We start from the raw sequence: 15,111 nt of genomic DNA, 5'->3' as shown, positions 1-15,111 counted from the left end.
CTACTTCGTAACCCAGGGATTAGCCACCGGCTCCGCGGGCACGGAAATGGCCGGCTCTTCAGGGCGCGGGCTGTACTTCTTGATGGACGCCTCCACTGATTCCTTGTGCGGGCCCGTGTACCAGGGCATGGTCCGCACTAAGGTGGCGGGCGCACCGGAGGCGAGCACCACTGCGCGGCCGCGGTCCAACTCGGCCAGGTTGGAGACATCAAAGATCCGTTCCTTCGCTTCCTGCCGGGATCGGCTGGAACCGGACTTCCCCGAAGACGTAGAGACGTTGACGTAGCTGTAGTCCCCGATTAGATCGGACAGCGCACGGAGGAAGCCTTCTTCGGCGACGCCGCCGCCGTAGACCTTCACGTTCGCCGCGGACCAGATCTTCCGCATGTTCGCCTCTCCCCACAGCTCCACGCCCTGGGACCAGGACTGCAGGATCCCCATCACGATCAGGCCCTTGGAGCCGTAGTGGCTGAACTGGTCCGGCAGCCCGGCCCACCGAACCACGTTGGCCAGCTCATCGAGAGCGAACAAGGCCGGCTTGGGAAGGCGACCGCCGTTGCGCTCGGCACGTTCTTCCATCGCCTCAGCGATCGCTACCGTCAGGGCGGTGGTAAGAGGGGCGGCAGAGCCGGCTCCTTCCTTGGAAAGGATGTAGATGGTCTCCTGCGAGGCAGCAAATGCGTGCGGGTTGAACTGGCGGCGGGTATCCGTTGCCACGGTCGCCCCGCCAGTAGGAGCGACCCACCGCAACGTGTTCCGGCTCTTGAGGCACTGGATCATTTTCTCGGCAGTGCCGAAGATGCCGTCACGCTGCTTGTCAGCCAGTTCCAGCGTCGATTCAAGGCCCTTGTACTGCAACTCGTAATCGTGGGTTTTGAGGATGTTGATCGGTTCCCGGTTAACCTGCTCAGTCACCCAAAGGTACACCTGCGTAATCGGCAGCTTCCCGAGCGCGGCGGCGAGGAAGTACGAGGACAAAATATCCTCAGCCTTGGGATCGAAGTACGCGTCAGGCTTGGACCCAGGAACACGGGAACCTATGGAGAAGTGCTGCGTGAGTTTGTAGGCCTTTTCCTCGTCGGTGACGTAGGAGAGCGGGTTCCACCACCAATCCGGTTCCTCCTGGGCGATCTTCTGCGGGTCGAACACCCATACCGGGGCGATGGCCTCCCGGACCCCGCGGGTACCGTCCACGACATCGCGCTTGTTTGAGGTTGAGACGACCGCACCTGGTGCGTCCAGGATGGCAGGCATCACCCGGGAGGTCGATTTACCGGTCCTTGGCCCCCAGATGTCCAGGGACAGGTCTTCCCAGGACTGGATGAATTTCTGCCCAGTGGACACAACCCTGCCGACGACGATGCCCGGAGTGCCGGTCACGCCGAGCCGTTCAGCGGTCGCTTTAGCTCCTTTCTCGGAGAACGCGGCCAACGACTTTCCCCGGCCCAAGTAACGGGCGGCTTTATCGACCCGGGCACGCTTGGACGCACCTTGCCGCCACGCCACGAGCACGAGGATGGCCAAAGCCAGGATTATCCCGGCCATGACGCAGACAACGATGGTGGCCTCCGTAGGCCACGGCACCCGCCCCTTGATTAGACCTGCGATCAGATCGATCGGGTGCGCCGGTGGTGCGGCGATGCCAGCCATCCACGAACCGACATGCAGGGCGGCGTAGGTGCCGCCGACGAAGACGACGATGAAGCCGATGGCCAGCCAGACCAGCAGGGCATCACCGATGCCGATTCCTTTGCGGTTGGGTGCGCTCATTCTGATGCTCCTTCACTGGGCAGGGCCGGGGCTGCCGGTTCAAGCAGGGTTTCCGATGTGGTGCTCCACTTGGCATTGGTGTCGTTTATGCCTTCCGGGCCTTTCTCCAAGGATGTGAGTCCGACCTGGACGGGGATTCCGGGGCGGCCGCCGACCTTGATGAGAAACTTGCCGCGGCCCGGGGGCTCAACATCGACTCCGCGGGAGTCCCACGCTGGCGGATCCTGCCAGCCGATGAGTTTCTGCTGCTCTTGGCGCGAGAGCGGGATGGCGGAGGTCAGCTGCGGCATCTCCGAGGCCGGCAGGCCCCCGCAGATCACCATGCCGGAGCGTTCGACGAACCCGCGAGCTTTCATTCGGTCCTCTTCTGCCGGCAAAGCCAGCAGGTCGGACATGGTGTGGGAAATCATGATCTGCCCGACACCAACAGAACGGTTGAGCCGGGTCAGAGCGTCCACACGGTCCACCATGCCTTTCCCGGCCCGCAGGGCCCGCCACAATTCATCCAGGACGACGAAGTAGTTCCGGCGCGGCTCCAGCCCGGCGTCTGCCAGGGCATTGGCAACATTCACGGTGCCGAAACCGTAGGACCAGCACGCCAGCAGCACCGCGGCCTGCAGGTCCGTCTCGGTCTCATCAATGCTGGAGACGTCAAACACCACGGCACGGTCCCGCACCATCGGCTCGGAGGTTTGACGAGAGAAGATTTCCCCGAGCTTCCCGCCCCCGGTCAGCCCCAACAGGGTGGCCTCCAACGCACGGGTCTCCTGCAGGTAGATGTTCATATCGCCCCGATCGAGGGCGACCTGGCGTAACTCGTCAGGTGCAGACACGATCACGTCCAGCAGGTCTTTCAACACCGGGACACCGTCAAAGCGCTCATCGAGGATCCGCAGGGCACGATCCAAGATCGTCTGTTCCTGATCGGTGGGAGGGCTGTTCCGGCTGATCGTGATCAGTGAAACAACCATGGTCAAGCGGCGACCGTGCGCGTCAGCGCGAACCCGTGCTGCGTCCTCAGGATGGCCGTTGTCTTCCAGGAGCTGGGCGGCTTCAACGGCCTGGCCGGGGTCAAGGATGTTCAGGTACCCGACGCCGCGGCCAAGCCGGATCACCTGACCACTCAGGGCCCTGACGGCCTTGACGTGCTCGCCTTTGAGGTCGCCCAGGATCAGGGGGTGCACCCCTTGTGCGGAGAGTCCGATGAACATCCGCCGCACGACCGTGGACTTCCCCAGACCGGGCTTGCCCAGGATGAACGCCGAGGGGTTGGAAATCAGCCGGGCCCGCTGGAACCAGCTGATCGGATCGCAGCAGACCGTGGCCTGGGTTTCCTCATGGCGTCCGAGCGGGATACCGATCATGGGTGAGGATGCACCGGAGGAGAAAGGCCACAGCCCGCATACCTGAACTGTGGTTCCCCGGTATTCCTTCACCGAGGGCACGAGCTGTGCCATGCCCCCGCCCCGGCCGGGCCAGCCACGCGCACCCGGCGCAGCCTCGCGAGGCTGCTTCGCCGTCTTCTTCGGGGCCGCGGCGGCCTTGTGCTTGGAGGGGCGAGTGAAGAGCTTTGCTCGGGCCATTACAGTGCATCCTTAATCTCGGACGGAACCATGCTGTGCTTGGGCAAGACCAGCCCCAGGGGCAGGGACGCGGCGAACGCGGTGTCTTGCGATCCATAGGCGCGGCGCAGCAGCACCCGGGCGGTGCCGGAGGTCTGCTCGATGGCAGCGACGGCATCAGAGAGGCGCTCGGCGTTGGTCACGGTGGCCGTGACGACCATGCCGAAGTTCACCAGCCCTGCGCCCTGGGCTTCTTCCTGGGCGGTTTGGGCCGCTGACCGGGCATCGACCAAGGCGCGGGCCGACGGCCGCGTGCCGGAAGTGATGCGCACATTGGCGTTATTCTGGTCCCGCTCGACCACGGCGGCAGCGCGGGCCGAGTCCATCGGGCGGTACAGCAGCGAGATGCGCTTGCGGTCAATGTCCCCGTGGGGTGCCAACAGCCGGGACAAGACGGAAGAGTTCACAGATCCCCGCGGTGCACCAGTCATGGTCCAAGACGCTGAGAAGGCGGAATCGTGCCGGTAGTCATCCCAGCTGGCCTGCGTCGCTGTGGGGCCGACTTCGCCCCACGTCAGGGACACCGGGGAACCGGCAGCATGGGCTTCATCAATGATCAGCGCCGCCGGAGGATCGTAGGCGACGCGCACGACCTCGCACAGCTCCTGGGCGGACATGGGACGGGCGATCCCGGCCCCGGTGGACTGCAGCCGTGCCGAGAGGCCCGGGATCCGGGACGCGAGGTCGCGGGCGACGTCTTCCGGGGTCCGCTTCTTGGCCCCGGCCCGAATCGCGGCGTTGAACGTCAGGGACACCCAGGCCCGTACAGTTGCCGATCCCTCCGGGTACGTGTCCACGACTTCGCCTAGCATGTCGCGGGCGAATTTGGGAGCGGCCGGGTCGATATTCATCATGACTTCGTTCCGCAGCCGGTAACCGGAATCAGGCGCCGTCTCCACCGTGACGGCCGCGGCGTCCAGGCCTGCTTCGTCGGCCAAGGAGGCGAGCCAGCCGCCCCAGTTCGCCACCCAGGCATCGACCTGTTCCGGGTCCACAAGTGAAGCCCCGTCGGGTTCGGTGGAGAAGACAACCGTGTAGTGGCTGGTCGTGGGGACATGCAGCAAGGCGAAAGGCCGCTTGTAGGAGTCGGTGAACTCCAACAGAGTGGACTTCGCTGCCAACCCGGGCAGCTGGTACATGCCCCACTCCGTCACGCCCAGAGGGCCGGAACGGTAGAGATTGGTCCCGGAGGACCGGGAGAACTTGAACGCCATCCGGGTGCCGAACCGGTCAACAATGGACTGGCCGTGCTTGTCCTTGACTGTCAGCAGCAAAGCCATGACACCGGCAAAGGCAAGGACGCCCAGGCCTGCGAGCAAGCCCCACAGAGCGAAGCTGACGATGCCCAGCAGGAGTCCGGCAAAGACAATGGCGGTACCGATCGCCCCGAGGTTGGCCAGGCCAGCTGAGCGCGGTACGCGCCAGTTGCCGTAGGACGGTTCTTTGTACTCGGTGCTAATTGCTGCCACTGGGGCCCTCCCCTGCTGAATCCTGTGCTGTCTTTTCAATTGCCTGCGACGTCTTTGACGCCAACTTCGCGCCTGTTGCTACAGCCACTCCGGTTGGCCCAGCTGCCGCTGCACCGCCACCGGCTCTTGCCGCTGATACCGCTCCACTGGAGCCAGATACTGCTGCCGTTCCGGCGGTCGCTCCTGTCCCTGTCTTGGCTGCTGCATCAGTGCCGGCGGCCCCGCCCGGTCCGCTGCTGCCCGGAGTCGGTTGCCCGCCTCCGCCTCGGGGGCCGGCGGGTCCGTCGCTGCCCTTCGGCGAACTGCCGCCGTGCATGCTCTGCGTGTTTGACGTGCTCGTTGACGATGCGGGAACGGGGGATGCATTGCCCCTGCCGCTGCCACCACGGCCAAGCGAAACCGCGCCGGTTGCCATTGCTCCGACAGCTGCTCCCGCCCCCGCGCCTCCACCAGAGGCAACAGCACCAACCATCGGGGTCACGAACCGCAACAACGCCGGCAACGCGAAAAGTGCCACGACCATCAGCGTGAACCCGGTGATGGGCTGAACCAGATTGGCGCTGTTGCTACTCCCCTTGCCCATCAGCAGAAACGCGACCGAATACACGATCGCAGCTGCTGGTTTGTAGAGGATGAAGGCGATAGTCCAGCCAACAGCTTTCTGGAACCACTGTCGGCCCATCTCAGTGTTCGTGAACGCGGCCGTGGTTGGGAGAATCCCTGCGAGGATCACCAACATGCCGCTGCGCACTACCATCAACACGACCTGGACCAGTGACGCGATCAGCCCGATCAAACCCAGGACGATCAGGATGAACACCCCGACGCCGGTCTGGTTTGTCATCACCAGGATCTTCAGGGACTCCGCGAAACCCTTACCGTCGGTAGCACGATTGATCACCACCGCGGAGAAGGCATCAGCGGCGACCACCAGAATGGATATGACGCCCAGACCGAGGCCGGAGACAAGCGTCAGGGTCAGCAGGGACCGGAGCAAATCCTTCAGGGGCGCACCCCGCTGCTCCCAGATCAAGCGAATACCACCCAGGATGACCGCCAAGACAGCAAGGGCCAGAGTCCACGGCATCAGCTCACTGTTCACCACCGAGACAACGGGGCTTGCAGTTCCGTCCTGGCTGGCCAGATTCACGGTCGGCATTGAAACCCAGAAGGTCGACAGCGTGGTCACCATCTGGCTCATTCCCTCCATGATGGCTTTGGCGAGGTTGTTGATGGCATCGTCCGCAATACCCGCGGCAACATTGCTGGCACCCTGTTGGGTCCAGCAGAGGGCGTTCCAAACTTCGCATTCTTTCTCTGCCATGTCAGACGCCGGCCCAAGGGATGAATGAACTCAGGTCACTGATTTGGCGGACTGCATTTCCACCGGCGGCGGGGATGTCCATCTTCCAGTCGCCGTGTTCCCACAGCAGGGATGTCGAGAATGCGCCGTATCCCCCGTCACTGCTCTTGATTGCTAGCTCTACGACGGCAGCTTTGGGCGTATACGAGTGGATGATGAAGCCGGCGATCTGTACCTTCGGAGTGGTTCCCCCTCCGACGTCCTTGCCCTCCCTTATTGCCTGTACTGCTTTGTCCCGAGTGGGACTGTCAGCTGAGAGTTCCAGGTAAACCTGCTTCGCATAGCCATTGAATGAGGCAGCCCAGATGTTAGCCGTGGCGTAGAGCGCTCCGGTGGGCGACTGCGCGAAGCAGGACCTCAGACCGTCCTTGCCTACCGTGCCAGGGCCAGCGTTGGATGGGTCGGTTGGGACGGCCATGGTTCCCACCAACTCCCACTTGGACTTGGGTGCGGTGCCCAACGCTGTGTCCTTGCTGGCAGGGAGTCCGCAGACACTCTCGTCAGAGGCAGTGGACGTGCTGGGGCTAGCCGGGGCGGATCTGGTCTGCGTGGGTGCTGGTTGGGCGTTTCCCTGTTCTTTGGGGAGCAGGAAGATGACGACTGCTGCTGCGATCAGCGCGACGACCAGCGCGGCCGCGATGATGAAACCGGGCCTGGTGAACGAATTGCTGTTGGTGGTGTTCTCTGGTGATTGGCTCATGGCGAACCTCCCGTTGTTGGTGCTGGTTTAGACGAAGGCGCGGACGATGCCGGAGGAGCCGGTGATGATGATGCAGCCCATCAGGACCCAGCCGAGTTTGGCGATTGATTCGCCGCCTTCTCCACGACGGAGCTGGATGACCATGCCGATGCCGACAATGATCACGCCCAGGACGCCAAGGACGAGACCGATACCAGAGGCCCAGTTCAGGACGGTCAGCAGGCCGCCGGCTTCGGCGGGCACGACAGGGGTCGGGTCGGGGATGGTGCTGGTGGTGATGGCAGTGATGACGTTCATGGTGAGACCTTTCAGTGGTTAGTGCTTTGGATTGGGTTCCGTAGTCAGAGCAGCTACGTCTGTGATGAAACGTTGGTATTCCCTGCCCGGTGGCGTTGCCGTGGAGCCACCGTGCCGCCATGCCTCGACCCAAGGGAGGATCCAGAGGCGCGGTGCGCCCCCGCCGATAATCACTGCGAAGTCGCGCAGCGCCTTGGGGGTCTTTCCCGGCGCATCTGCCAGGACAGCAAGGCCGATAAGTTCAACATTGGTTGTTGCTCCTGATGCCCATTGGGTCAGGGCGCTTTGCGCGGTGGTGAGGCCGCGCATATCGTTGCGGCAGACCAACAGCACCCGGGGCTTGCTGCCGTCCTGCATAACAGGCCAGCAGTGCCCGGTAGGGCGGGCACCGTAGATCAGGTCTGCGGTGCGGCTTTCACCCGATCCCCCGTGGCTCCCAACGATCCACAGCAGCGCGGACCCGGACACTACGCGGTTCGCCAGTCTGTCCGCGGCGTCCGGCTCAACCATGCCCCTCAGCGGTGTGCTGATCACGGCAGCTGGCGGGACGTGCACCTCGGGTGCTTCGCTGTCGTTGCTCTCGGCTGGGCTGGTGATCCAAGGGTTCAGAGACAATTGCATAGTTCCTCCTTCCTTTCGTTCGAGGCTGGTTGTTAGAAGCCCTTGGCGACGGCGGCCGCGGCGGCCAGCCATGCCCTTTGCGTGGCGGGTTGGAGGGCTTCGTAGCGGATGGGGCCGTTGACCAGGGCGGGGTCGTAAGGAATGCGGACGACGGCTCGCACGAACGGCTCGAAGCCGTCCGCGATCCGCTGCGCCTCGGCCTTGGCCCGCTTTAGGGCGTCCCCGGTCATGCTGCGCTTGGCGTCGGTGGATTCGGAGACGATCACGACGGCGTTGCGTGCCAGATCGGCGTCGTGGCCACCACGGGATTCAAGAGTTTGCAGCGTCAGCCGGGCTGCTTCTGCCCGGTCCTCGATGGCGGTGACCGGGACGACGAGCTGGTTGGTGTGGTCGATCATTCGACGCCAGTTGGCGGCCCGGGCTGTGTTGCCGGAGTCCATGATGACCAGCCGGTAGTACCGGGTGAGGACCTGGTGGGCGATGTCCACTTCCTCGGCGGTTACTTCGTGGTCGCCTTCTTCGTTCTCGTCCGAGCGCAGCACGTCGAACTTGTCGGCGGTCTGGTGATGGACGAATTTGGCGATCTCGGCCGCGTTCGTGGACGGGGACAGCAGCTCGGTGGAGGAATCGATCAGGTCCAGGACGCTGCGGTCGTGAGCGCCTTTCTCTGTCCGCCAGCCCAAGGTGCCCTGGGATTCGTTGTTGTCCCATGCCACAGTTGCCGCGCCGCTGTAGCGGGCAAGGATTGCCGAGAGCATGACGACCGTGGGTGTCTTGTTGGCCCCGCCCTTGCGGTTGACCACGGCGATGGTCCGGGGGCCGGGCCAGTGCTGGCTGACGGTGCGGATGTCTTCGCGCTCGGACAGTTCCTCCTCCGAGGGGTCCATCCGGAAGCCCAGGCGGGTCAGCGCACCCCGCCAGCCCTGCGTGGCGGGCTCCAGCACCGGGGCGCTGACCAGGAAAGAGGTCTCCTTCAAACTCCGCCGGGACAGGGGTTCCGCGGGAGCCGCTGCTGGTGATTCAGCTTCAGCACCGCCGATCCCATGGACGCCCGGACTGACATGCCCCGGTTCCTCAGTTTTTACCGGAGTCGGCGGCCACGGCGGGAGGTCAATAGCCGCCGCCGTAGCTTCAACCGGGGCAGGCTCTACAGGGATGGTTGTCGGCTCAGCAGCAGCCATAGGGACGTCCTCAACCACTGCCGGGGCTGCCGCCTCGGCAGTCGTCACTGGAGCCTGAGCCCGACGACGGACCGGACGAGGAACGTAGCTGACAGATTCGATCTTGTTATCGGGGTGCACGATGAGTTCACCGTGCCCTTCGGGATCTTCAATCTGGACCCTGACGGGGCGCTGCAAGGTCTGTGCCTCGGTAACGACGAGGGCGAGGGCGTTGTCGCGGAGCTCCTGCAGTGTTTGGCCGTCCGGAACGGTGCGGGAGTTGCCGGCAACGACGACTTCGGCGGTGCCGTTGTCACGGACGATGGCCTTGATGTTTGGAAAGGCCAGGACCTCGGTTGGTGTAGTGACCATGAGCTTTCTTCCTTTGCATGTTTGGCGGATGAGGTTAGGCGCGCGCCTAGGACGTTGGTGGAGTAAGCCGGTTGACCTTCCACGGGGCGTCCTTGTCCGTGCGGAGCAGCTGCAGCGAGTAGGTCCCGGCATTGGTGGGGACAGCAGCGGTGACCCCGTGACCGTTGGTTCCATCGACCGTCAACGTGGCCGGACCGGTCACGCGGTTAGCCGGGATGTTGGTCGGATCAACGGCCGAGTAGTCGGCGGTGGCCTGTGGGGTGAGCCACCGGGCGAGGTCATTGGCCCACTGCTGTTCGCCGACCGAGGGACGGGCGAAGTCCGCCATGGCCCGCTCGGCGACATCCACCGCTCGGTCCTGGCTGGCCTGATCCCAAGCAATGCCCATCGTGGGCGGCACTGTCCCGCCCGGTGCCTGCGGGCCGCTGCCGGCGCTCAGGGACACCGGAGCCGAGGCAGTGGCCGGCGTTTCCGTGGAAGCTGGATTGGTGTGCGCTGTCTGCGCGCAGCCAGCGCACAGTAGGGCCGCCGCGACGAGGACCATGGGCTTTTTCATTTCTTCTCCTCTTGGTTGGGCAGGTATAGGAACGCGGAGGGGACACTGCTGCTGACGGTTCGGGTGTAGTAGTTGTGGTCATCTGGGGGTGGGTTGCCGTTGTAGCCTTCTTCGACGTAAGTCCCGTTGTCCTTGACTTCCTTGACCACGGCTACGTGGCCGAACGTCGGGTCCGATCCGCCGACGCCTGGTGCGTACCAGACGACCGCACCGACCCGGGGTGTGTGTCCGGTGGGCCAGCCCTTGGCGTCCCAGCCGGCCTTCCACGTCAGGGCCGAGCCCAATCCCTGGCCGTCCGGGCGGAAGGTGCTATTGAGGAACTTGAACGGGGCTTTGGTGGACCCCATCTGCTGGTTGACCCGCCACAGGGCGAAGTCAACGCATTCGCGGTAAAACATGCCCAACGGTGAGGCGGCCGCGGAGCCTGCTCCGACCTGGAGCCAGGTTGGAGAGTCTTTCCACGGGTAGTCATCCCCCGCGCCGGACTCTCCCGGGATTCCACAGCTGCCTGACCCTGGGGAGAAGTCCCCGCCCGAGAGTGCCTGGACAATCTTGACGGCTTCTGGCCAGTACTTCCGGTAGTGGTACGGGTCAGCGTTCCGCTGGACCTTGTTCCCGGCGATAGTCGGCTCCAGAAGTTCCCAGCCGGGTACAGCCTGTAGCGCCTTGATGAAATTGGTGGCGCTGATCGTCGGATCCATGCGGTCCGTGTAGGAGCCCCAAGCGCCGTTGCCGCGCTGCTGAAACAACCCACGGGAATCCGGGCCGGGACCGTCGCCGTAGTCCAGCACACGCAGTCCCGACTCCCCCAGGGCCACCATGACGCTGACGGTTTGACCTTTCACGGAGAGGTTCAGCGCTTTACCGGCGCCCATGACAGCGGCGGCGTTTTTCAACTGTTCAGCGCTGTATCCCTCCACTTTCGTGTTTCCGTCCATGTCGACAGCTGCCGGACCGCAGTCGGCCGCCACAGATCTCGCAGGATTCAGCAGAAGGATGAATGAGAAGAGCAGCCCGAAAAACAGCCCGGGAATGACGATCAAGGCCACCAGCGCCAACGACTTCCGTTGGCTCATCGTGTGGTCCGTTCTCTGACGAACGACCTTAGATCTTGCACGACGGTCCCCTCCCCCGGTGCGCCGAAACTCGCGTCTTCGACTTGGCGTCTGGCCAAGGTGCCGGGAGTACGTCCCCTGATGGCGGAACCCCTCCCCGGCTAAACTCGGCCAAGAAGCTAAAATAAAGATAGATACCAAAAAGTGAGTTTCTGGAAATACTTAACTATTGGTAGCAGTTTAGCAGGTTCATTTTCATGCGTCCTGTCACGTCAAGGAGTGTTTGTGCCCGTCTCAGCCAAAGAGTTCAAGAGCTGGCTGGACGCTGCGTCCATCAGCACTTCCCCGGCTGCCCTCAGTGCACTGACGGGCCTTAATCGCGGAACACTGGGAAACCAGCTGCGGAGAGGGAACGTAGCTGAATCGACGGTCGTCGCCGTCGCACGAGCGGCCGGGTTAGGGGCGCTTCAAGCTCTCACGGCCTTCGATGGATACCGCGACGTTCTCTCCCGGCCTGTGGAACCGTCCGCTGCCGAAGTTTTGAGCCAGGTCCACCACGCGGATCTCATGGCAGAGCTGCAATTCCGGACGTCAAAGACCCATTACCCCCGCGAACTTAGAAGCCACATTCCCCTCATCGAATTTCCGCACGATGGTTCCCACCGTGCCTGGGTGGATGCCCTGGATCCGGGAGACCTCCGACACCGCATGGCCGCGGAATCGGGAATGGCATTGACGTACATCATCACGTCCCTCACAGAGAACCGTCTCTCGCCACACCTTGCTGTAGCGGCGTCCCGGGCGACCGGAGGGTCCTTCGCCTCAGGGCTCGTCGTTGTCGGCCTGATAACGCCGGCAGAAGGCGGCTGGCAGGTGCGTGCACGCGAGGACGAACTGCTGGAGGTTTCCGATGACGCCCTTGTGGAGTTGATTTCAGCGCGCATCAACCTCCTGCAGCGCAGAGTGAAACAGCGCAAGGAGGCCCGCGAATACGCAGAGAAGATGACGGAGCTGCTCGGATGAAGGTGCTGGCCGTTGTCCCCACACTGATGCTCATTCTCTTGGGGAGCCTGACGTTCAAGCGCATCAATGCCCCCGCAACGGGATATCAGCATGCACTCAAGGGAAAAGCCAAGAACGTCGCGCTCTCGGGAATATTCCTCACACTGGCCTACCTGCTTCTTGTTCCACCTGTGTACTACGCAGTCGACTCCATCATGCCCATCACCAATGCGACGGATCTGCTTTCGAAGTACTGTGCTCTGGTCGCCGTGGCATTCCTTGGAGGCCACCTCAGCCAGGCCTACGGCTCAACATTCGCCAGACGCTGGACCGTAGGCATGCCCGGTGCGGTCATGCTCGGCCTTACCGCCACAGGCCTCTTGCTGACGGTTCTGGCCACGGATGGCCCCGCTCCCTCTCCCCAGCTGCTTGACTACGCAACGCAGCCCAGTGTCCGCCTCAACACCTGGCTGGTCCTGATCTATGTTGCCTACGTCGTAGCACCCCTGATTCGGCCGGCCTACCTGGACGCCCGTCGGAACCCTTTGGCCATTGGGAAAGTGGCGTCAGGGATGATCGCTGGAGGCTTCACGCTGTCCTTGCTGAGGGCCGGCAGCTATCCTGCGGAATGGTACGGGTCCAAAGACCTCGCCTACGTGTACATGCTCATCTCCTACGCCTCGACGGCCTTGGTCGTCATCGGCCTCGCGCTGTTTGCATATGCGCGACGGCAGAAAAAGCCAGAACGTGAACTGGGATCCGCGCTGTCGATCGACTAGAAGGACGCCATGACTACTCCACAACAGGCAAAAACAGCCGTGCAGAAGGTACTGGCGGAGGTCCCGCGCGAGCACGAGGCGGCCTACCAGGTCATCTACGCCGCAGTCCGGATCTGCATGGAGGTCGGCATGGAGCGGAAGGCGACCGCTCAGTTTCTCGGCATCTCGCGTTGGCGCATCGACAAACAAGGCCGTTACTTCCGCTCGATCAGAGCTACCAGGGATCTGTTCCGGGGAGGCTCCGGTCGGGTCGATGAGATAGTGCAGCGGGCTTGGTCGTGACGTGGAATCTGACCCATATCCAAAATTTTTGGAGTTTATGACATATTGGAGTCATGGACTTTTCACCACATGTCATGAGGGGCTGCAAACCCGCGGGATGGACGTCGAGCAAGATTAAGCTCGACACACCCGCCCGAATCCCTGCGTATGCATTCGCCGCGTGACACGTTAAATCCATGAGTGCACAACCAGGACGCGTCCGTCATCCCGACGGCATTGATCTGGTGCTCCTGCAGGGCCGAGTGAGGCCGGAGCGCCGCAAAGCCGTGAACAGCGCAGCTGCGAACTCTGGCCGCTCAGTCGGCCTCTACCTTGAGGACCTGGTCCTGTACTTGGAGCAGAACGGCGGCCTGCCGGTCTTCCCCAAGATAAACCGACAAGCTGAGGAGCTGCCTATACAGGCCGCTTCTTAAACGAAAGACCCCGCACCGAGGTGCGGGGCTTCCGAATCCTTCCATCACCGTCTCTGTTTGGCGACTGGCCGGCGATGGATACCAGAACCTTCCCGCGAGGGACGGTCCCTTTGTGTTCCCTTCAAACTGAAAGGTCGTGTCCCCCTTATGGTACCGGACCGTGCCGGGGCGTCAACGCATGCCCCTGCCCGAATTTTGCCCTGCGCCGAGCAGGGACAGGCCACGCCGCGGATCCCCGGCTATGTGGCGGTGCAGGGCTTGCCTGGCGTCTGGAAGCAGCGCGACCGCGCGCTACTGGGCGAGCATTCGAAGCGCACTGAAGCCCCCAGGCGCCTTAACCGCCTGGTGGAACGGGATGAGGAGAACGTCCTTCGCGCCGTCCCTGAAGGCAGCTGCGCGCTGACCACGGACTTCGACTGGCTGGAAGCTATCCGCCAACACCCCAAACTCACGTGGCGCCGATCCGACTTCCGCCGAAACCTTCTTGCCGTCGCCTCGCTTTTGCTCTTGGGCTTCGACTTCAACAGTCACACCGTGACCCCGGGGAACGACTACCTATTGGCCTCAGCCGGTATCGGCCAAGGCACCCTGGGGCGCATCAAACGTTGGCTGATGCGTCACGGATTCCTCGCCATCGTCGCTGGCGGGCGCTCAGCGATCTACACGCCCAAAAACTGCAGCGGAGAGACCAACCTCTTCAAGGCGGGCGAACGCGAAGAACGGATGGCCGACAGGGCCGTCTACGTGCTTTGTCGTCCCGCCACCGAGGAGGAACTAGTCAGGTTCGGTGAAGAAGAAGTCCAGCGCATGGAATCCAAGTGCAAACTGGACCCGCTTCTGGGCATGTTCGGACTTGCTGTGGACATAAATGGCAACCCTAACCTGACCAAAGGAAACCCATCCCCCAAGCACATAAAGGCGTGGGCTTCGCCCACCCTGAAATCCTATTTTGAGGCGGCCACTAAGTGGGTAGCCATGATGACAACCGCTCGTACAGATCTCCAATGGCCCACTAACAAAACGACAAACGCCAATGACAAGGCAACCCGCGACTTCAACGAGTTGCAAGCGGCCCGTACCGTCCAATGGCACTCACCGCCACTCCGTAAGCTGCGCTCACGCCACCTCGCCCGGATCCTGGCACCCTTCTTCCGTGCCGGTTACACACCAAACGATGTTCTGCACGCTCTCGACACAAAGCCCGACGGCACCGAGCACCGTCACGACGGTTTCCACGGTGCGTTGAATCTTCCCGCACTCCTTCAAAGCCGACTCAACCACTGGCGGGTCAACGGACAGCCTGTCTATAGCCGCCATCAACGCGCTTTGCAGCGCTCCGAGGCGGCAAAAGCCCAAGCGCGGGTCGAAGCCCAGCGGATTCAGCAACAAACAGCTGAATGCCGTTCAGTCCCGATGCGTGAGTCCTGGCGAACACGGTTCGCCGACGACTACCGAAAGGGACTTCAAGAGGCTGCCACACGCGGCAGCAAGCGCTGACGCCCAATGTGGACCGCTTTGAGATTTATCCTCCGGTCTCCACCGGCCCACAGTGGGGACAGCGCAAACGGAACAGTTTCCCATGGTCCAGGCCTGGGCGTTGCCGTCTCCCCTGCCGTCTCGGTCTGGTTCTTTTCAGCCGGGACGACACCC

14 protein-coding genes are annotated in these 15,111 nt (G+C 63.0%); 4 read left to right on the top strand and 10 right to left on the bottom strand.

Annotation, left to right across the window (positions count from 1 at the left end):
• The 10 genes from UC32_RS19035 to UC32_RS18990 are packed head-to-tail and all read right to left on the bottom strand — an operon-like array spanning window position 1 to window position 11,006.
• Window positions 1–1,770 carry a type IV secretory system conjugative DNA transfer family protein gene (locus UC32_RS19035; RefSeq protein WP_045732742.1) on the bottom strand — a complete coding sequence of 590 codons (1,770 nt, stop codon included), beginning with the start codon at window positions 1,768–1,770 and terminating at the stop codon, window positions 1–3.
• Window positions 1,767–3,353, bottom strand: a complete 1,587-nt coding sequence (locus tag UC32_RS19030; protein ID WP_045732741.1) for a P-loop NTPase family protein — start codon at window positions 3,351–3,353, stop codon at window positions 1,767–1,769. Before UC32_RS19030 ends, UC32_RS19035 begins: the two co-directional genes overlap by 4 nt.
• The gene (locus UC32_RS19025; protein WP_045732740.1) at window positions 3,353–4,861 is read right to left on the bottom strand and encodes an SCO6880 family protein; all 1,509 of its coding nucleotides are present in this window, start codon (window positions 4,859–4,861) and stop codon (window positions 3,353–3,355) included. Before UC32_RS19025 ends, UC32_RS19030 begins: the two co-directional genes overlap by 1 nt.
• Window positions 4,848–6,185, bottom strand: a complete 1,338-nt coding sequence (locus tag UC32_RS19020; RefSeq protein ID WP_045732739.1) for a hypothetical protein — start codon at window positions 6,183–6,185, stop codon at window positions 4,848–4,850. Before UC32_RS19020 ends, UC32_RS19025 begins: the two co-directional genes overlap by 14 nt.
• Before the next feature lies 1 nt (window position 6,186).
• Entirely contained in the window at window positions 6,187–6,924 is a 738-nt protein-coding gene (locus UC32_RS19015; RefSeq protein WP_045732738.1) for a hypothetical protein, read from the bottom strand.
• Between the two features lie 27 nt (window positions 6,925–6,951).
• Window positions 6,952–7,221 (bottom strand): integral membrane protein, encoded by a 270-nt coding sequence (locus UC32_RS19010; protein ID WP_045732737.1) that lies wholly within the window; start codon window positions 7,219–7,221, stop codon window positions 6,952–6,954.
• Window positions 7,222–7,239: 18 nt separating this feature from the next.
• Window positions 7,240–7,842, bottom strand: coding sequence for a DUF6668 family protein (locus tag UC32_RS19005; protein WP_045732736.1), 603 nt, complete (start codon window positions 7,840–7,842; stop codon window positions 7,240–7,242).
• Window positions 7,843–7,874: 32 nt separating this feature from the next.
• Complete coding sequence (locus tag UC32_RS19000; RefSeq protein WP_045732735.1) at window positions 7,875–9,374, bottom strand: ParA family protein; 1,500 nt, start codon at window positions 9,372–9,374, stop codon at window positions 7,875–7,877.
• 46 nt (window positions 9,375–9,420) lie between these two features.
• Entirely contained in the window at window positions 9,421–9,930 is a 510-nt protein-coding gene (locus UC32_RS18995; RefSeq protein ID WP_045732734.1) for a hypothetical protein, read from the bottom strand.
• A complete protein-coding gene (locus tag UC32_RS18990) occupies window positions 9,927–11,006 on the bottom strand; it encodes a CHAP domain-containing protein (RefSeq protein WP_045732733.1) in 1,080 nt (359 codons plus the stop codon). Before UC32_RS18990 ends, UC32_RS18995 begins: the two co-directional genes overlap by 4 nt.
• A gap of 264 nt (window positions 11,007–11,270) precedes the next feature.
• Between UC32_RS18990 and UC32_RS20720 the strand changes: the two genes are divergently transcribed.
• The 4 genes from UC32_RS20720 to UC32_RS18965 all read left to right on the top strand — a co-directional run bounded on the left by UC32_RS20720 (window position 11,271) and on the right by UC32_RS18965 (window position 14,958).
• A complete protein-coding gene (locus tag UC32_RS20720; protein WP_045732732.1) occupies window positions 11,271–12,008 on the top strand; it encodes a hypothetical protein in 738 nt (245 codons plus the stop codon).
• On the top strand, window positions 12,005–12,766 hold the full coding sequence (locus UC32_RS18980; protein ID WP_045732731.1) for a hypothetical protein: 762 nt from the start codon (window positions 12,005–12,007) through the stop codon (window positions 12,764–12,766). Before UC32_RS20720 ends, UC32_RS18980 begins: the two co-directional genes overlap by 4 nt.
• Window positions 12,767–12,775: 9 nt before the next feature.
• Window positions 12,776–13,048, top strand: a complete 273-nt coding sequence (locus UC32_RS18975) for a hypothetical protein (protein ID WP_045732730.1) — start codon at window positions 12,776–12,778, stop codon at window positions 13,046–13,048.
• A 560-nt stretch (window positions 13,049–13,608) separates the two neighbouring features.
• Complete coding sequence (locus tag UC32_RS18965; RefSeq protein WP_045732728.1) at window positions 13,609–14,958, top strand: hypothetical protein; 1,350 nt, start codon at window positions 13,609–13,611, stop codon at window positions 14,956–14,958.
• Window positions 14,959–15,111 lie beyond the last annotated feature (153 nt).

This window comes from Pseudarthrobacter chlorophenolicus, from assembly GCF_000962805.1.
GTDB classification, from domain to species: domain Bacteria; phylum Actinomycetota; class Actinomycetes; order Actinomycetales; family Micrococcaceae; genus Arthrobacter; species Arthrobacter chlorophenolicus_A.
Note: the sequence above shows the minus strand (reverse complement) of the source record. Positions and strands in the feature narration are given on the sequence as shown.